We start from the raw sequence: 17,570 nt of genomic DNA, 5'->3' as shown, positions 1-17,570 counted from the left end.
GACGAGGAGTAGGTCACTCATCTCTAGGTTTTGCTGCGCTGTACTCAGGCTACAGCTCTCTTGTTTTGGATGCTTAAACAAGGCGCTTATCCTCCTCGGGTTACAGTTATGCCTTGTAAGCTAATAAAGTAGCTGTTGTCGTAGCGGCAGCCAGTATGACCAAACTTGCTGTGACAGGGGTAAAAAAAGCGTAAGGATTTTCAGCTCGTTCTATTTTATCTTTCAGCGCTGTTTTCATTTGTACAATCTTTTCCCTTACTGAGTCAATCCGGTTATTAGGGTTAGTTTTTTCAGTCAAAACAGATAAATACTGTTCCTGAAATACTGTATTGGCATCATTTATTTCATGCGCTCGTTCCTCATTTTCAGAGTAAAAAGATAAGTTGGTACGGGCAATTGCTTCGAAAATGGAGGCGCCCAAGTACAGTTTATCTTGTGCGCTCCATTGTGATGAGTCGGTAATCTTGGAATTGAGTTGATAGCGCGGATTATCCGCTTTGTTTTCGGTGAAATGACGAATCGCTTCTTCTAATTCTTGGTCATCGAAGAGTATTTGCTCTATATAATCAAGACATTTGAGGATAAAATTTTGTTCAAAAGTCATTTATTTGAGCCTCCATGGCAAAAGATACTGGTATTCGTTTACAATTCTACTGCTCTAGTAGGAGCTTCTTCAATATACTGCTTCAGCTTTTCATAGTCTTCGAAGGTATGAATAACTGAGAATGTTTGATTTAAAGCTGTAGTATCTATCAATTTAATCCTAATATCTTTATTTTTTGCCAATCATAACTTTACCAACAAGAATGTAACTACGCACTTATAACTTTAGTGTCCAGGAAGCGAGAGTGCCCATTGCAAACAAATAGGCTTGCTAACTAATCGATTGCACAAAATAAAAATCATCAGATTCTTCTATACTTTATGTTAAATTTATTATTTTGAGAATCTCCCATGCTTGCTGCGCAAATGTTGCTTTTTGATTCACTCATACGGCATTATTATTCTTACTATTTTCATGATGCTCCCATAGTACAAAGTTTACAAAAGACGAGGTCTGTACTTGATTTATCCTCCCTTAAAAATGATTTTCGCATGTGGGAATGGACGATACAAACGTTAGCCGATAATTCCAAGATAGAATATCTATGGTGTAAAAAATTACCTGAAAATCAGGAAACTACCGATTTTATAAGACTATTAGCGATTGCTTTGTCTAAAAATACACATTTAAAAACTTTAATCTTAAGACTTAATCCCATTGGAAATACAGAAGCCGCTTTTATTGCGGAAATGTTAAAATCTAACTCGACATTAAAGGAAATTGATTTAAGTTATACTCATATTGATCTTCCGGGAATACATAAAATTGCACTAGCCCTAAAGGAAAATAAAGGTCTCAAAATATTAAAACTTGCCGGATATGATCTTAGAAAAGCTACAGACCATTTATTCCAAATATTAAGTACCCACGAATCCCTTCAAGAACTTGACTTAAGCAATGGTTATTTACAACTTGATTCAAGTTTATCGCAGTTCTTGAATGAGAGTGAATCTTTAAAAAAATTAAATCTGAGCATGAACTCTTTTGCCAATTACGATTTAGATTACTTAACCGATGGCTTAAAAAAGAATAAAAATTTAGTCAATTTAAATCTATCCTCCTGTGCATTAGATACATCTACTAATGGGAGATTAAAGAACTTAGCTGAAGTATTAAGTGTTCATCCATCCTTAACCTATTTGGATTTATCCTCAAATGGACTAGATACTGAAAAATATCCGCTAGCTACTGAAATAATTAAGAACAGTTCTTCTATTAAATTTTTAAATCTAACAGCTAATAACATTGGTGACGAAGGACTTAGGAGTTTAGCGACTGGAATTCAAAGCAACAACTCACTAACTACTTTAGTATTAAGAAGAAATCATATAAGTAATGAGGGATTAAGACATTTGAGTGAAGCACTTCAACAAAATAATACACTGGTTCATCTTGATTTGCTCGAAAACGATTTTAATTCAGTCCAGGATTTATGTGACAATTTGCAAAATAATATCAGCATTACTTCAATTGATTTTGACCGAGGAGCAATTTCAGATAACAGCTTGATAGAATTAGAGAAATTATTAAAAAGAAATCAACGAATAAAAAGTTCCTATCTTATTTTATTAAATGAAGCACAAGCCAAAAATGATCTCCATGGAATGCTTGGAGTTCTTAAAGAAATGAAGCGTGAATTTCATAAAAAAGATGAAGGCGTATGGGAGCCTGCCCAACTTGAAATGATTTATAACTCCTCACTAGAATTGCTTAAATCCAAATTAAAAGAAGAGTTAACAAAAAATACAAACCCAGAGCAAAGTTTATTATATTTTATAGATATTTATATTAAGGCGCTTCCTCTTTTGAATGAACTGAAGCCACAACTATTATCCGCGGTACTCGATTACAAAAGTTCCACCTCCCTTCAAGAAAAAGAAATTGAACTATTCAATAAATTAGGTGACTTTTTTGAGCAAAATAGGGAAGAGCATGAGTCAATCAGTGAAGAAAGTATGGATTTCTTTAAAAATGGTTTGGATTTTTTAGCCCAAAAAATTGTTTCCACTTATGATGTAAAAGAGACAGAGAGCACTCCTACCCTCCCAGCTGCGTCTGTAAAAAAATATTATAATCAAGATGATTTTATTGAAAAACTTCTAGATGATAGTAATTATCGCGCACTTAATAGAGCTCGACTAAGATTTTCAGGTCTTTGTGAGTTAATTTGTAATTATATTATCAAAGAAGATCTAATGGGCTTGTATCCTCAGAGTGAATCCGTAGATGACAATGATTTTAACAGAATCTTACCCCCCAATTTAAATGACATTCATTTATTGGCAGGAGTATATCAATTAAACACTGACTGGGTATTAGGAAGCCACATTTTAGATACCAGCAGTCACTTTGAAAAACTAAAAGCCTATTTGTTAAACATATATCCCTACTCCCTCTTTTCTTCAGCGGATGTAAGTAAAGATGGACAGCTAAATCCTCATTTATTCACCAAAAAATTAGACGAGCTTGAGGCCGGTACTTATATAAAATTCATGGCTTTTAGTAAATCATTTGGAAAAATGGAGGGGCACTCCATGTTAATCAAAAAGAATCATAATAATACCTATTCATTTTTTGATCCCAATAAAGGGGAGCAGCTGGAGCTCTCTTCTTTAGAGCTTTGCACTAAATTAAACAAATCATTGAAGTTATATGATGCAACTCATATGGCTTTTCTGGATGGTCTAAAATACATAAAAAACTTAAAGCAACGCTCTTCTAATGAGGACAATGCCTCTTTATCAAGAATGCATCTTAATGTTATGAAAATTGACCCTCTGGATAGGCGTGCAAATATAAAAGCCATTCACAACTTATTATCTGATCCACTATTTTGGAGTGAAGATAATACTTCTCCTCAATATATTAATGAGTTAAGAAATATTTTTAGACAAATAGATTATAATAACGAATCAAATATTGTAAAAAGCATCATTGAAATTAAGAAAATTTCTAAAATGGATCCTGCTCCAGATGAAAACACACAGGTTCATTCATTAAGGGCTGTATTTAATAGTCCTACGTCAACCACCTTTGCCAATATTCGTGCTAATTTATATAAAGATCCGCAGATAAATAAAATTATGGAGGACCTCGATTCTCATGAGCCAAAAACATCACATGGTGGTTCTTAAGTCTACCTACGCTTGCTTATTCATTCACATCGATTTTGACTTCAACACCAGGACTTATTAATTTGCTTAATTTTAACGCATTACAATTCGTCAAACGAATAACTCATAACTTGCCGAACGTCCGATTTTTCCGGGTTATCAGTACCATGAATACCTATACCTGATTTATTTAAACTTATCCAAACCACTCCTACTTGATTGTTCGGTCTCGGGGGAATATTAAAAAAATAGGGAAGAAATTTTTTTTGAGATTGCAGCTTCGGGGTTTTAGGCACTTTTCCAATAAATCATTTATCCGATTCTTTAATTTTATCTTCGGTATAAATAGGATTAATTGCACTCATAGGATCTTTTAGATTTTCCTCTAATAACCCTCTAAAGAACAAGTAAGCCAGGCTGTACTTACTGTGTAAGGTGAATTAATTAGAGCACAATCTAAAAACTTCAAAGGCTGTTTTTTTGTCTATGAAATAAGCATAAATTTGACTTACAGGGTTATTTTTATGGAGTTTGATTTTATTTAACTCATTGATAAATATATAAAAACAACAAAAAATAGGTTTATGTAAAAAAATTGCTTATGAATGATCTTTCATACTATAATGCGGATTGACTTTGTTTTTAAAATAACCAGATACACTCTTCAAAATTCAGTGCAGTAGCCATTCATGATAAGATGTCACTGCTTTTTTAGGATTAGAACTTAAGGGTATTCATGAAACTGTTAGCAACTATAGGGGCATTTTTATTTTCTGGGATTGTTTGGGCTACACCTCTTCATAATATAGTTGTATTTGGTGATAGTTTGTCTGATAACGGTAATTTATATAAATTTATGAAATATCAATTACCTCCATCTCCTCCTTATTTTGAAGGTCGCTTTTCAAATGGACCTGTATGGATAGAACATGTAATTGCTTCTTACTTTCCTGAAAATCCTGCTGTGCATTTATTAGATTATGCTTATGGCGGTGCTGGCGTAACTGAGGAAGAAGGAGCTGACGATGTATTGTTTACTTTGAGAAGAGAGGTGAATAATTATTTATTAGAACATAATGACAAAGCGAGTGAAGATAGTCTTTTTGTTATATGGATAGGTGCAAATAACTATCTAGCATTTCCTTCAGAAATTGAACAAACAATTCATGATGTGCATGCAGGGATTGTACATAGCATTCAGCGTTTGGTAGAGAAGGGTGCAAAACATATTTTGGTGGTCAATTTACCCGATTTAGGACGAACTCCCGCCGCAATTGAATTTGATTCAGTTGAGACGATGACCTATTTCTCTAAGGAACATAATAATTTATTAAGTCGCTCGATTGATGATTTTCGGCAAGAACATCCGGATGTGGAATGGCTCTATTATGATCTGCATCAAGCTTTTGACGAAGTCATGACGCATCCTCAAGATTATGGTTTTACCAATATAACAGGTACCTGCGTTAATTCTGTAGTTGATGATATAACAAAAACATCGGTCTTAAAAATGGTGATATCTGTTAAACCTAAAATAAATACGGATGGATGTACCGGATATTTGTTTTTTGATTTAGTACATCCAACAGCATTGGCACATCAAATCTTAGGGGAAAGAGCCAGAGAAATGTTGGATCAAGCAGGTGTAGAGCTGACGGATTAAAACTTACTTATCGTGTTTTATGCGCAGTAAGCAGGCCTCGATAGATTCGTTGTAATTTTTGAGGAACCCTCGGTAAAATTCGGAATTTTCAGAATTCCGTTATTCTTTGCTATTTGAATTGCTCCCAATCATTTATTAGGATGATATGAAATATATTACAAGGACAACCCTAATCTTTTTTTTAATATGCTCAACTGTATTTGCAGACAAGCTGGCGATCAACGTTGATGGAAAAAACATTGATTTACCTTATTGGCCTGCGAAAAAAGAAAAATATGGGGCTGTTCTCTTAGTCAATGGCGGCGCACAAGCAGAATCCTCTATCTTGTTGGATAATCTGGCAAATGAATTAGCTCAAAAGGGATGGCAGGTTGTATTACTCAATAATGACAGTAGTATTACAGTACCTTGGATCAAACAATTTCCTGAGGTGATAGCTGTTTTACGTAGGCAAAAAAATATACGCGTGGTGACGGTGCATTATGGAGAGCAATTAAAACAAACATTCGATTATTTGGGAAAACCACCTGTGCCCGCAATTGAGGGTCTGATTCTTTTATCTGCTTACAATACTCCTCCAACTGCAGATAAAAAGCTTGAATTAAATATGCCTGTTTTTGATATTGTTGGTCAGTTTGATTTTGATTTGATTAAACAAGAAATGGCAGCAAGAAAAAAGGAATTTGGAAAAAATAAAAACAATTATTTAGCTATAGAAATACCCGGAGCCCATCATGATTATGGATACAGTAGGCAACTTCTTTTTTCATTTATCCACGGTTGGATGGTAAAGCTTCCTAAGCTTCAACCTAAATCTTCGCCGCTGATGTACTCTTATTTGGCCCCGATTGCGTTGTATTTCAAGAGGCAACTAGCAAAAAATAACGAGTCTGATTGGGACAGATATTTTGAGCAGCCACTTGAGATCGATTAAATTGATTATTTATCCTCTTATTTCTTGTATAACTGACATTGATAAATTGCAATACAACGATGAGCGGTTAATTGAAAATATTCGACTAACAATGAGAAGGATTGATGTGTATTCACAGTTTATAACTTATTGTGAAAAAGAACCGGAATTACCATCCTTTACTTGAGCAAATTAATTCATATGCTTTTACAATTTTCTGGGTTTTTTCATTTGCCATTTTAATCATTTCTTGAGGTAAGCCCTGGGAAATCAATTTATCCGGATGATTACGGCTTAACAAACGTCTATAAGCTTTTTTCACTTCTTGTTTGCCAGCATCTTTTGGTACTTCCAAAAGCGCATAAGCATAGTCCAGGTTTGTTTTTGTGGGTTGATAGTTGTATCTACTGTAGGATGAATAAGAGTGAGAAGACGAATAGGATTGTTGCGATTGTTCTGATTGTTGCCTGGTATCATTTTGTGGTTCTGATGAGTAATCTGCACCAAAATCTTCATAAAAGCGATATTGTTTGTGAAGTGGTGCGAAACCCAACTTGGAAAAAATCTTATCCAGTACTTTGATTTTTTTTGTATCCAGTCCATCAGCTTGGGCTGCCCGATATTGAATATCAATAAATAACCTTAGCAAGTCGCGGTTATCTTGGCAGATTTTTTTTAAATTTTCGAGTGCGCTATCTATGTTAAACTGTGATTGCTTTCCTTCATTAAAAAAATGTTTTGCCAGTGTTTTTTGTTCGCTGTTTAGGCGCATTTCATCCATGAATAAACGTGCCATATTCAATTCTTGTTCGCTAACTCGGCCATCGGCTTTAGCCAAATGTCCCATAATTGAAAAGGTGGCTTCAAAAAAGACTTTTTGGATTGCTTTACGTTTTTCAGTATAATATATCCAATGAGGATTAGAAAAATAACTATATAAACCACGATCAAAAAAATTACCTACTAAAAGGCCAAAAATTGCCCCTGTAGGGCCGCCGATTAAATAGCCAAAAAATGCGCCAATAATCTTTCCCCACCAAGTCGATACAATAAAGAATTCTCGAAAAGACATTACAAAGGATTCCTTAAATTAAGTCGTTAAATTCGATTTTATCGCTTATACCACATTTTAAGTATATACTGTCGTTTTTTGGGTTTGGTTTTATATGCGATTTTTTTACTCTTTTTTAATGTATTTGCTGACTCCTTTTTTGCTTATTCGCTTGTGGTGGAAAGGTAGAAGCTTACCTGCATACAGGGAGCGCATATCAGAACGTTTTTTTCTTGGTAAAAGTGAGTATAAACCTTTTGACGTATGGATTCACGCTGTATCTTTAGGTGAGGTTATTGCGGCTATCCCACTCATTGATGTTATGTTGGAGAAAAATTGGTCTTTATTAGTCACTACCATGACTCCAACCGGTTCTGAACGAGTGCAAGCACGCTTTGGTAACAAGGTGGCTCATCAATACCTACCTTATGATCTTCCTGGCATACTTAAACGCTTCTTTAAACAAATTCGACCTCGTGTGGGTGTTATTATGGAGACTGAATTATGGCCGAATTTAATTTATCAGGCCAAGGCAGCAAAAGTTCCTTTATTGCTCGCTAATGCAAGGATATCTGATGATTCTTTGAATGGGTATAAAAAGATTAAGTTTTTAATCAAACCGATTCTGAATCAATTTTCTGCTATTTTAGCACAGGGAGAAGAAGACGCTCGACGTTATATCACGTTAGGGGCAAGAAAAGAGATAGTACATGTTTTAGGGAATATGAAATTTGATTTGCAGACTAATACCATAGACAGCAAGCGCTTTAGTGATTTAAAAAGCCGTTGGGGAGCTGATCGTGTAGCAATTATTGCAGCAAGCACCCATGAGAATGAAGAAGCACAGATATTATCTCATTTGAAACGGCTGCAGCAGGCGATTCCTGGTGTTATCTTATTAATTGCTCCGCGTCATCCTGAACGATTCCAGGCAGTTTATCAATTGTGTATGCAATCAGGATTTAAGACCGGGTTACGCTCTAATTTAAATACTTTAAGCCCTGAAAATGAGATTGTGGTATTAGACAGTTTGGGGGAACTTTTAGGGTTATATCAGATTAGTGATTATGCTTTTGTAGGAGGCAGCTTGGTTCCAGTAGGTGGACATAATGTCTTAGAGCCCATTGCAATGAATGTTCCTGTATTTAGTGGAAGCCAGGTTCATAATTTTAAAGCCATTTGTAACGACTTACAGGCCGCTCAGGGTATTTTATTGGTACACCAGGCAAACGAACTAATCGATGGAATTATTAAATTGCATTCTGCTCCGAAATTTCGTCAGCAGATGATTCAAAATGCTGCTGCTGTTTTTGAAAGAAATAAAGGGTCTGTCATACGCCATTTACAGCAAATTGAAGGGGTGATTTAGGATATTTATACGGTCGTTACTTGCCGTACATATGACCTGAGAGTTCCTCAAAAATTTTGCAAAGAGAAACATATATCCTATAGGCTACAGTGATGTCTGCAATGCGTCATCCCTGCGTAGGGATGACAGCCTTTATGCATCACTGAAATTGTACTAGGAACCTTGATTTTGTTTTTCTTTGATTTCGGACAAAGTTTTACAATCAATACACAAAGTCGCAGTAGGTCTTGCTTCCAAACGTTTTAGGCCAATTTCGATACCACAGGCTTCACAATAGCCGAAATCTTCATTTCGCAAACGTTCTAAAGCATCCTCGATTTTCTTAATCAGTTTACGCTCACGATCACGAGTACGTAATTCAATACTGAACTCTTCCTCTTGACTGGCTCTATCTGAGGGATCAGGAAAATTAGCCGCTTCATCTTTCATGTGCGTCACAGTTCGGTCGACCTCTTCCATCAATGATTGACGCCAAGCCAGCAATATTTGTTCAATATGTGCTAACTGCTTTTCATTCATATATTCTTCCCCTGGAGTTTCCTCGTAAGGGGTAATTCCCATGCTACCTATTGCGTCGTTTTTCACGTTGTGTCGTCTCTCATTGGTTTTATCAATTAATTGTTCGGTCATTTTAGCCTCCGTCCCCAACTTATGTACAACCGTGGGTTTACAGAAGAGCGGTTAGGTATACCAAAAAACTATTGTATCATCAATAAAATTATCGCCAACCCCCACTTACTCTGTCATTTCCCTGAATGTCTTGCCAACACTGTACGTTTTTATACTGTAACTTATTAAGTATAGTCTGTACTTTTAGTTTTTGATCATAACCATGTTCTAGCAAGAGCAGACCGTCAGGTAGAAGGTACTCATAACCTTGTTTAATAATACATTGTAGATCAGCTAAGCCTTCTTGACTACTCACTAAAGCATTTCTTGGTTCAAAACGCAAATCACCTTGTTGTAAATGGGGATCGTATTCTGAAATGTAAGGTGGATTAGCAACAAGAGCATGGTATTTCCGGCGAGGAATGTTACTAAACCAATTAGATTGGTAAAAGCTTATATTCTTTATCCTATGGTTTTGTGCGTTTTCTTCGGCAATATTTAAAGCTTCTTGGCTGATATCACCAGCAATAATGTGCCAATGAGGTCTTTCTTTAGCGAGCGCCAAGGCAATGGCCCCACTTCCTGTACCTAATTCAAGTATGTACCTATCCGGTTGATTGGGAATAAGTTCCAGGGCCAGTTCGACTATTCGTTCTGTTTCATGGCGTGGAATTAAGGTATGTGCATTGACTTTTAAATTGAGCGACCAGAATTCACGTTCACCGATGAGATAGGCAATAGGAACCCCTTGGGCTCTTCGCGACATTAAATTTTGAAAGGTTTCCCATTGTTTTGAAGTTAATAATACTTCAGGATGTGCAAAGAGATAAGCCCTGGTTCTGTTTAAAGTGCGGCAGAGTAAAATTTCTGTTTCCAGATCTGGATTTTTTCCCAGAGCTTTACGAATACTAATCATTTCGTCCTAGTTCAGCGAGTAGCTCCGCATGGTATTCACGTTTTAAGGGTTCAATTACCAAGGCCAAGTTGCCTTCCATCACATCACTAAGTTGATAAATCGTCAAATTAATCCGATGATCCGTTAGTCGTCCTTGTGGATAGTTATAAGTACGAATTCGTTCAGACCGATCACCAGAACCTACCAATGACTTACGTGTTTGTGCCTGTTCTTTTTTCTGTTTGCTTTGTTCTGCATCCAGCAAGCGTGTTTTAAGTAAAGACATGGCTTTAGCGCGGTTTTTATGTTGCGAACGTTCATCCTGGCATTCCACTACAACGCCAGTTGGAATATGCGTGATGCGTATGGCTGAATCCGTTTTGTTGACGTGCTGCCCTCCGGCACCTGAAGAGCGGTATGTATCGATTCGCAAATCGTCTGGATTAATTTGAATCTCATCAATTTCATCCACCTCAGGCATAATCGCTACGGTGCATGCAGAGGTATGGACACGTCCTTGAGATTCAGTCTCAGGAACACGTTGTACACGATGCGCACCGGATTCAAATTTAAGCTGCGAATAGACCGCATTACCACTAATACGCACGATAATTTCTTTATATCCACCATGCTCTCCATGGCTTGCACTAATTAACTCTTGTTGCCAGCCTTGATCTTCTGCATATCGACAGTACATGCGATAAAGATCTCCGGCAAAAATTGCGGCTTCATCACCGCCAGTTCCTGCTCTGACTTCGAGATAAATATTACGTTCATCATCTGGATCTTTGGGAATTAAATGCCATTGTAATTGCTCATCGAGTTCTTCAACTTGTTTTTGAGCGCTTTCCAATTCTTCTGCAGCCATTGATGCCAACTCTTCATCATCACTTTCGAGTAATTCTTGCAGGGATGACAAATTGTTTTGTGCCTCAATGTAAGTTTCATAACATGTTGCAACAGGCTCCAGTTGTGCATATTCTTTGGAAAGCGTTTTAAACTGATTTTGATCTGCAATAACGGATGCTTCAGATAACAGGCGACCCACTTCCTGATATCGTTCAAGCATTTGCTGCAATTTGAGTTCAAGAGATTTCTTCATAGGATGATTGATGTGTTGTTGTATTAAAAAGATATTGTGCCAAGGTAAATAAATCTTCCCGGCCATCTTTAGCTATTAGCCTTAAACCAGCAGTGGGGTTATGTGTGAGTTTATTAACCAGGCGTTCACTAAATTCATTTAGAACGACCTGATGGCATTGTCCTGCAGAAAGTTTTTTTAAGGCTCGCTGCAATTCTTTTTGTGCCAAGTCTTGCATTTGACTGCGGTAATCGCAAATGACTTTTTTCGCTTTAAGCGATCGATGCTTGCGAATATATTTATTCAGTTCCTCATCGATTAATTGTTCTGCATGTATTGCGGCATGGCGCCTTTCTTCCATACCTTTATCGATCATGGTTTGCAAATCATCGATGTTATAAAGTTGTATTTCTCCCAATTCCTTGATGTTTTCTTCTACATCTCGAGGAACAGATAAATCCAAAAAGAACATTGGCTTATGATATCTTTGATTTAATGCCTGTTCGACCAGACTTTTATTAATAAAATGGATAGGACAATTTGTTGCAGAAACAATGACGTCTGCCTGGGGTAAATATTCGGCAATGTCAGTAATTGGAATAGTTTGCCCATTAAACGAATCAGCAAGCTTTTGCGCATTTTCTAGTGTTCTACTTGCGATCATAAAACGTTCAACACCTTGTTGGCGCAAGTATTTTGCAACTAAAGAAGCGGTTTCACCAGAACCAATCAGAAAAACATTTAACGATTTGTAGTCTGTAAAAAGTTGACCTATTAATTGGACTGCTGCATAGGCAATTGAAACGGGATTTGTACCGATACCACTTCGGGTACGCACCCGCTTTGAAGCACTAAAAACATATTCAAAAATTGGACGTAATTCTGTTTTTATTGCACCAAGGTTGCAGGCATGTTGGTACGCTTGTTTCATTTGCCCAAGAATTTGAGGTTCACCAATCATCATGGAATCTAAACCGCTGGCAACACGTAAAAGATGTTTGATTCCCTGGTTGCCTTTATGAATATAAAAAAAAGGGGACAATGAATCCAATGGCAATTGATGTTCTTGAGTAAGCCAATGTGCGATAACCTGAGAATCTTGAGTATCACAGTAAATTTCTGTGCGATTACAGGTAGATAAAATAGCTGCTTCATTCACTTCCGGCAGATTTAACAGGCTATGGAGCAAGAAATCCTGGGTAGCCGGAGATAAGGCGACTTTTTCACGCACGTTTATTGGAGCAGTTTTGTGATTCAATCCGCAAGCAACAAACACCATAAAATATAAATTATTTGAATATGAATTATTGAGCTAATCGAGGGATTGTAAACGATTAGTCATTAAATTTGTAGTGCGAGCAGTCTTATTTCTTTATTCTGATTCAAGGAAAATGATTCTGGAGCCTTATATGAAGCGCAATAGAACCTAAGTTATCACTTTGTGGCTACCCAGACTTCAAAAAATAGTTGTAAAATTAAAGTACATTTTTATTTGGCCGCTAACAATATTAGAGGGTTTTGTACAAAAATCCCAAGTTATGGGGAGAGCATTATGGATATAATCCTGCAAGGTGAGCATAGCAGCGAAGAAGCAGCACAAAGTTTGGCACGTGTATTAGAATTATTTAAAGAACGGTACCATATCGCTGGGTTTCGAGAAATTCATTTAACAGTGACGTTAATTGATGAACAAGGCGATGATGTCGAGTTAGTTGATAGTGAGTCGAATCAGGCTTATCGTATTTTTGAAGTTTATCGTCAAGGTTATGAGTTGAATGGGAGGAAAGGAGCGCCTACATTGCAATTAATCGTTGATAACACGCGCCCGCGGTGAAGGAGTAGCTTATGTTTTTGGCAATTATCGCCATAATTCTTACATTAATTTTGGTAGTGGGAATCCATGAGAGTGGGCATGCAATAGCAGCGCGCATTTTTGCAGTAAAAATCAAAAAAATTTCCATAGGTTTTGGCAAACCGCTGTTGCGCTGGCAAAGTCGAAGCGGTTGTGAATGGGTATGGGCATTTTTTCCTTTAGGGGGCTATGTTCAATTAGAAAATACACGAATTAGTCCTGTAAAGCCTGCACAATATTCCGGATGCTTTGATAAAAAACCTATTTGGCAACGCATTTGTATTTTATTGGCCGGGGCTGTTGCAAATCTAATTGCTGCTTGGGTTGCTTTGGTTTTGGTATACAGCATAGGTCTTACATACACTTTACCAGAAATCAAGGAGGTACTTCCTAATAGCACCGCATTCCAAGCGGGAATGCTTCCTGGTGATAAATTCATCTCCATTAATGGTTCAGCGACTCCAACTTGGAGTGATGTGGGGATGCGGTTAGTTATTCTTTGGGGAAAGAAGGATATTCCGGTGACGCTTATTCGCACCGATGGCAAAGAGTCAAAAGCAACGCTTGATTTAAGCCATGAGCAATTTCATGGGGTAAAAGGATCTTTATTGACTCAACTGGGGGTTAAACCTAATTTATCTGCGGCAAAAAGTACACTGCGTGCTTCATCTTTTATGGATGCAATACAGAAAACGAATAAATTTATGGTCAATATGGTTTATTTTTTTCTGATGATATTGAAACAATTATTTACTGGAGTGATCCCTTTTTCAGTATTATTAGGTCCTATAGGTATTTTTGCAGCTTCTGTGGCCTCGCTTACGCAAGGAGTGGTTGTTTTTCTATTTTTTATAGCCACCTTGAGTTTGGCTGTTGCCGTGATTAATTTGTTTCCTATTCCAGGATTGGATGGAGGTTCTATAGTTTATGCAATTATTGAAAAAGTCCGCGGCAAAGCAGTATCTGTACCTATGGAGCTTTTGTTGCATCGGCTGGTAGTTATTGTGTTTTGTGTGTTATTGGTTCACCTATTGATGAATGATCTGCAGCGAATCTAAGGGCTTTTTTGCTAGAGGGATCGTCAGTTTTTAGAAACCTTGATGTATCGAGCCATTATTCAATAAATATTGAACTTACTACGCCCCGCGGACAAGCAGCAGGTAGGAATAAAAAGATAATGAAAAAACTGACGATACCTCGGAGCTGTTTATCTTTCTACTTGGACCAAACTGTCCTGACTTGCTTAGGCCTTGAAAAGCAATTAAAATCGCGCACAATTTAGATAAAAAAGGATAAATCATGTATCAAAAATTGCAGCAACAAGGGCGAATCGGGAGACAAGGACAAAGTTATACTCTCTTTTCAGGAGAAGAAAAGAAACCAGTACAAAATAATGTGATTCAGATTACCGTTAAAAACAAGAAATTAAATATCGATAAAGGTCATTTTGAAGGCAGCTTAGAAGCGGCTGAAGAAGCGATTCGATCTTTTGCGGATAAGAATGATATAACCTATGAGTCTCATGGACATGGTTATGGAACTTTGTCTATTAACGGTATAAAGCATGGTATTACTCCTTATGGCATTGATGTTCCTATGATGTTGGAATTTTGTTCAATTGATGCATCGACGTTAACTCAACAGTTAGTTATATAATAAAATCATTATTAATGATAGTTTGGGTGAAAGCGTAACCCCTAGCTTTTACCCACGGTTCGTGCACAACACCATACATCGACCTGTTTTACCCCCGAATTTTTTAAAGTGAATGCCAGCTCATTAGCGGTGCTGCCAGTAGTTAAGAGATCATCAACAATTGCTACATGGTGCCAAGGTATTTTTTTTGCCTTAAATGCATGATGTAAGTTTTTTTTTCTTTGTTCGCCGTCAAGACTTGCTTGGGGTTCAGTATTAAGGATTTTTTGGCAACTGGTTAAGTCGTAAGGCAACTGTAATTTTTTTGCGAGTAACCGAACTAAAACTGCTGCTTGGTTAAATCCACGTGATTTGATACGTTGCGGATGCATAGGGACGGGGATTAAACATTGAGGCATAGTTTCATTCTTTGGCAGTGAGTGACATATTAATTGACTTAAAAAAGACCCTAGATAGAGACCATCGTGGTATTTAAATTGATGCAAAAGTTTGCGTAGAGGTTCTTCATAGACGTAATTAATGAATGCACGATCGAAATAAGGTGTTTTTTTAATACAGCGTCCGCAGACCAAAAGATGAGTATCGGGTAAGGGATAGGCACAGTAGCGGCATGCAGGACCTAAGTGAGTCATGAACTTGATACATGAGATGCATACTGCCATTTTGCTGTTATGAAACTGATTGCATAAAACACATATTGAGTACAAGCGCAAACTTTGTGTTAAACTCCATATTTTCTGGCGCACGAGTGTTGGATTCTTTTAATTTTTCCTGGTTTTATAATGGCTGTTATCTACGAAATTAGCAAGACATTTAATCAACATGCCGCTGAATATGAACTTGCTGCAAAAGTACAACAAGAAGTTGGGGTGCGGTTATTAAATCGATTGCAGTATTTGAGTATTAAGCCACAGCGTATTCTTGACCTTGGATGCGGTCCAGGTTTTTTTTCTTATGAGTTGACACAGATGTATCCAAAGGCACAAGTTGTTGGTTTGGACTTGGCTCAGTTCATGTTGATTCAAGCACAAAAAAAGCAAAGTTGGCGACGAAAGTGGCCTTTAGTGGCTGCAGATATGCGGCAAATTCCCTTTGCTACAGGCACATTCGATTTAATTTTTGCCAATCAAGTGATTCATTGGGGTGGTCCTTTGATGCCAGTTTTTCGTGAGTTGAATCGTGTTATGAAAGCGAATGGTTGTTTGATGTTTACTACTTTGGGCCCTGATACATTTAAAGAATTAAAGGATGCTTGGTCTGAGGTCAATCATTATGCTCATGTGAATGAATTTGCTGATATGCATGATATCGGTGATTGCTTGATGTCAGAGCATTTTTTAGAGCCAGTAATGGATATGGAATTATTGGCCGTGCATTATGAAACACTACCCAAGTTATTACATGCTTTAAAAGCCCAAGGAGTAAAAAATATTAATCCTCAAAGAAACCAAGGATTAACTGGAAAAAGGGCTTGGCGACAATTTGAGCAAAACTACTCTGCCCTGCAAACCGAGAAGGGGAAATATCCGTTGACTTATGAAGTCGTTTATGGACATGCCTGGAAAGGAGAGCAAAGAAAAACAGCACTTGGAATAGAAACTATGATTCCACTTTCGCAGATAGTGCGACGCAAGAGCAGTCTTAATGAAACTTAATACTATCTATCCAGCTTACTGCGTTCTTGCAATTCCTTGGTTAAGTTAATCAATGCAAGTGCTTTTTGATCGAATTTTTTTAATGCCTCAAGGGCTGTTTGATAATGCTTGTTAATCTCTTCTTCCAGTTTTTTTTGGGAAAATAGAGTTGCAAACGTTACTTTTTGGTTTGCTAAATCAGAAGAGCGACCTTTACCTAATAACTCGGCAGGAGCATAGCGATCTAAGTAATCATCTTGCATTTGAAAAACCAGACCTAAATGGTTGGCATAGGTTCGTAAAGCCATTTTGTATGTTTCAGGTGCAGAGTGAGCATTCAGAACCATTTCTATGCACGCTAAAATAAGCCGTCCTGTTTTAAGGTAGTGAATTTCTCTTAGCTGCTCTTCGCCAGTAGATGATTTTGCCAATTCGGACAAGTCCAGACTCTGTCCGCTCACCATGCCACTGATGCCGCTTGCTTTAACAAGTTCAAGAGTGATCGCAATGACTTGTTGGGGTTGAAGCAAGGGAGAAAGATGAGTTAATAGTACTTCAATGGCTAAGGCTTGCATGCCATCGCCTACTAAAATCGCGGTTGCTTCATCGAAAGCTTTATGACAACTGGGTTTACCACGGCGTAGATCATCATTGTCCATGGCAGGGAGGTCATCATGAATTAAAGAATAACAATGCGTTAATTCGATTGCTGCAGCAATAACATCCAGAATTTTGAGATCAAGATCAAGTAAATCCCCGGTTAAATAGACCAGAATAGGTCTGATCCTCTTTCCTCCAGGGAATAGGGAATAATTTATTGCAGAACATATCGTTGTCGCAGGTACAGAAGAGTCCTTAATTATTTGTCTGAGAAATTCTTCGTGCCGTTGTATGTAGTTACTTATCACTTAATTGTTCATCCGAGCTGGGTTCTGCAGAGGTTAACGTTTCTATTTTTTGTTCTGCCTTTTGTAATACATCCTGACATTGTCTGGCCAGACTAATTCCTTTTTCAAATTGTTTCAGAGAGTCTTCTAAAGAGAGTTCCCCTTTTTCTAGTTGCCTGACAATTTCTTCTAGTTCCGTGATTGATTGTTCAAAATGCATACCTTGGCTCATAGATTTTGTCC

17 protein-coding genes are annotated in these 17,570 nt (G+C 37.3%); 8 read left to right on the top strand and 9 right to left on the bottom strand.

Annotated elements, in window-relative coordinates; translation table 11 throughout:
* Positions 1-106: 106 nt before the first annotated feature.
* Complete coding sequence (locus tag Ltuc_RS09090) at positions 107-604, bottom strand: hypothetical protein (protein ID WP_058520952.1); 498 nt, start codon at positions 602-604, stop codon at positions 107-109.
* 350 nt (positions 605-954) lie between these two features.
* On the opposite strand from Ltuc_RS09090, the gene Ltuc_RS09085 reads away from it, so the two are divergent.
* From Ltuc_RS09085 to Ltuc_RS09075, 3 genes are all read left to right on the top strand, one after another.
* Complete coding sequence (locus Ltuc_RS09085; protein WP_058520951.1) at positions 955-3,738, top strand: leucine-rich repeat domain-containing protein; 2,784 nt, start codon at positions 955-957, stop codon at positions 3,736-3,738.
* 715 nt (positions 3,739-4,453) lie between these two features.
* Positions 4,454-5,380, top strand: coding sequence for a GDSL family lysophospholipase PlaA (plaA, locus tag Ltuc_RS09080; RefSeq protein ID WP_058520950.1), 927 nt, complete (start codon positions 4,454-4,456; stop codon positions 5,378-5,380).
* A gap of 145 nt (positions 5,381-5,525) precedes the next feature.
* Positions 5,526-6,314 (top strand): alpha/beta hydrolase, encoded by a 789-nt coding sequence (locus Ltuc_RS09075; RefSeq protein ID WP_058520949.1) that lies wholly within the window; start codon positions 5,526-5,528, stop codon positions 6,312-6,314.
* Positions 6,315-6,462: 148 nt separating this feature from the next.
* Here Ltuc_RS09075 and djlA read toward each other — a convergent pair whose 3' ends face one another.
* Positions 6,463-7,365 (bottom strand): co-chaperone DjlA, encoded by a 903-nt coding sequence (gene djlA / locus Ltuc_RS09070; RefSeq protein ID WP_058520948.1) that lies wholly within the window; start codon positions 7,363-7,365, stop codon positions 6,463-6,465.
* 94 nt (positions 7,366-7,459) lie between these two features.
* On the opposite strand from djlA, the gene waaA reads away from it, so the two are divergent.
* Positions 7,460-8,713 (top strand): lipid IV(A) 3-deoxy-D-manno-octulosonic acid transferase, encoded by a 1,254-nt coding sequence (gene waaA, locus Ltuc_RS09065; protein ID WP_058520947.1) that lies wholly within the window; start codon positions 7,460-7,462, stop codon positions 8,711-8,713.
* 153 nt (positions 8,714-8,866) lie between these two features.
* Here waaA and dksA read toward each other — a convergent pair whose 3' ends face one another.
* From dksA to hemA, 4 genes are all read right to left on the bottom strand, one after another.
* Positions 8,867-9,343: an RNA polymerase-binding protein DksA gene (gene dksA / locus Ltuc_RS09060; RefSeq protein ID WP_058520946.1), complete on the bottom strand. Its 477-nt coding sequence runs from the start codon at positions 9,341-9,343 to the stop codon at positions 8,867-8,869.
* Positions 9,344-9,431: 88 nt separating this feature from the next.
* Positions 9,432-10,238, bottom strand: a complete 807-nt coding sequence (gene prmC / locus Ltuc_RS09055) for a peptide chain release factor N(5)-glutamine methyltransferase (RefSeq protein ID WP_058520945.1) — start codon at positions 10,236-10,238, stop codon at positions 9,432-9,434.
* Positions 10,231-11,319 (bottom strand): peptide chain release factor 1, encoded by a 1,089-nt coding sequence (gene prfA / locus Ltuc_RS09050; RefSeq protein WP_058520944.1) that lies wholly within the window; start codon positions 11,317-11,319, stop codon positions 10,231-10,233. The genes prmC and prfA overlap by 8 nt, the downstream gene beginning before the upstream one ends.
* Positions 11,303-12,577 (bottom strand): glutamyl-tRNA reductase, encoded by a 1,275-nt coding sequence (gene hemA / locus Ltuc_RS09045; RefSeq protein ID WP_058520943.1) that lies wholly within the window; start codon positions 12,575-12,577, stop codon positions 11,303-11,305. The genes prfA and hemA overlap by 17 nt, the downstream gene beginning before the upstream one ends.
* A gap of 273 nt (positions 12,578-12,850) precedes the next feature.
* Here hemA and Ltuc_RS09040 point away from each other — a divergent pair, with 273 nt between their 5' ends.
* From Ltuc_RS09040 to Ltuc_RS09030, 3 genes are all read left to right on the top strand, one after another.
* Positions 12,851-13,132: a hypothetical protein gene (locus Ltuc_RS09040; protein WP_058520942.1), complete on the top strand. Its 282-nt coding sequence runs from the start codon at positions 12,851-12,853 to the stop codon at positions 13,130-13,132.
* A gap of 11 nt (positions 13,133-13,143) precedes the next feature.
* On the top strand, positions 13,144-14,208 hold the full coding sequence (locus Ltuc_RS09035) for a M50 family metallopeptidase (RefSeq protein WP_058520941.1): 1,065 nt from the start codon (positions 13,144-13,146) through the stop codon (positions 14,206-14,208).
* Positions 14,209-14,449: 241 nt separating this feature from the next.
* Positions 14,450-14,806, top strand: coding sequence for a hypothetical protein (locus tag Ltuc_RS09030; protein WP_058520940.1), 357 nt, complete (start codon positions 14,450-14,452; stop codon positions 14,804-14,806).
* Between the two features lie 41 nt (positions 14,807-14,847).
* Here Ltuc_RS09030 and Ltuc_RS09025 read toward each other — a convergent pair whose 3' ends face one another.
* Complete coding sequence (locus Ltuc_RS09025) at positions 14,848-15,552, bottom strand: ComF family protein (RefSeq protein WP_420798242.1); 705 nt, start codon at positions 15,550-15,552, stop codon at positions 14,848-14,850.
* A 36-nt stretch (positions 15,553-15,588) separates the two neighbouring features.
* Here Ltuc_RS09025 and bioC point away from each other — a divergent pair, with 36 nt between their 5' ends.
* Positions 15,589-16,461, top strand: coding sequence for a malonyl-ACP O-methyltransferase BioC (gene bioC / locus Ltuc_RS09020; RefSeq protein WP_058520938.1), 873 nt, complete (start codon positions 15,589-15,591; stop codon positions 16,459-16,461).
* A gap of 2 nt (positions 16,462-16,463) precedes the next feature.
* Here bioC and Ltuc_RS09015 read toward each other — a convergent pair whose 3' ends face one another.
* Positions 16,464-17,348, bottom strand: coding sequence for a polyprenyl synthetase family protein (locus tag Ltuc_RS09015; protein ID WP_058520937.1), 885 nt, complete (start codon positions 17,346-17,348; stop codon positions 16,464-16,466).
* A complete protein-coding gene (locus Ltuc_RS09010) occupies positions 17,338-17,559 on the bottom strand; it encodes an exodeoxyribonuclease VII small subunit (protein WP_058520936.1) in 222 nt (73 codons plus the stop codon). Before Ltuc_RS09010 ends, Ltuc_RS09015 begins: the two co-directional genes overlap by 11 nt.
* Positions 17,560-17,570: the final 11 nt, after the last annotated feature.

This window comes from Legionella tucsonensis (assembly GCF_001468035.1).
Classification (GTDB): Bacteria; Pseudomonadota; Gammaproteobacteria; order Legionellales; family Legionellaceae; genus Legionella; species Legionella tucsonensis.
The sequence above is the reverse complement of the archived record's forward strand: the minus strand, read 5'-3'. Positions and strand labels throughout refer to the sequence as shown.

Bases quoted from the DNA above. Each gene is read 5' to 3' on its own strand.
- prmC (WP_058520945.1), bottom strand. From the start codon at position 10,238: ATGATTAGTATTCGTAAAGCTCTGGGAAAAAATCCAGATCTGGAAACA.
- hemA (WP_058520943.1), bottom strand. From the start codon at position 12,577: ATGGTGTTTGTTGCTTGCGGATTGAATCACAAAACTGCTCCAATAAAC.
- Ltuc_RS09085 (WP_058520951.1), top strand. From the start codon at position 955: ATGCTTGCTGCGCAAATGTTGCTTTTTGATTCACTCATACGGCATTAT.
- bioC (WP_058520938.1), top strand. From the start codon at position 15,589: ATGGCTGTTATCTACGAAATTAGCAAGACATTTAATCAACATGCCGCT.
- Ltuc_RS09010 (WP_058520936.1), bottom strand. From the start codon at position 17,559: ATGAGCCAAGGTATGCATTTTGAACAATCAATCACGGAACTAGAAGAA.
- djlA (WP_058520948.1), bottom strand. From the start codon at position 7,365: ATGTCTTTTCGAGAATTCTTTATTGTATCGACTTGGTGGGGAAAGATT.
- Ltuc_RS09090 (WP_058520952.1), bottom strand. From the start codon at position 604: ATGACTTTTGAACAAAATTTTATCCTCAAATGTCTTGATTATATAGAG.
- Ltuc_RS09030 (WP_058520940.1), top strand. From the start codon at position 14,450: ATGTATCAAAAATTGCAGCAACAAGGGCGAATCGGGAGACAAGGACAA.
- dksA (WP_058520946.1), bottom strand. From the start codon at position 9,343: ATGACCGAACAATTAATTGATAAAACCAATGAGAGACGACACAACGTG.
- Ltuc_RS09040 (WP_058520942.1), top strand. From the start codon at position 12,851: ATGGATATAATCCTGCAAGGTGAGCATAGCAGCGAAGAAGCAGCACAA.
- waaA (WP_058520947.1), top strand. From the start codon at position 7,460: ATGCGATTTTTTTACTCTTTTTTAATGTATTTGCTGACTCCTTTTTTG.
- plaA (WP_058520950.1), top strand. From the start codon at position 4,454: ATGAAACTGTTAGCAACTATAGGGGCATTTTTATTTTCTGGGATTGTT.
- prfA (WP_058520944.1), bottom strand. From the start codon at position 11,319: ATGAAGAAATCTCTTGAACTCAAATTGCAGCAAATGCTTGAACGATAT.
- Ltuc_RS09075 (WP_058520949.1), top strand. From the start codon at position 5,526: ATGAAATATATTACAAGGACAACCCTAATCTTTTTTTTAATATGCTCA.
- Ltuc_RS09035 (WP_058520941.1), top strand. From the start codon at position 13,144: ATGTTTTTGGCAATTATCGCCATAATTCTTACATTAATTTTGGTAGTG.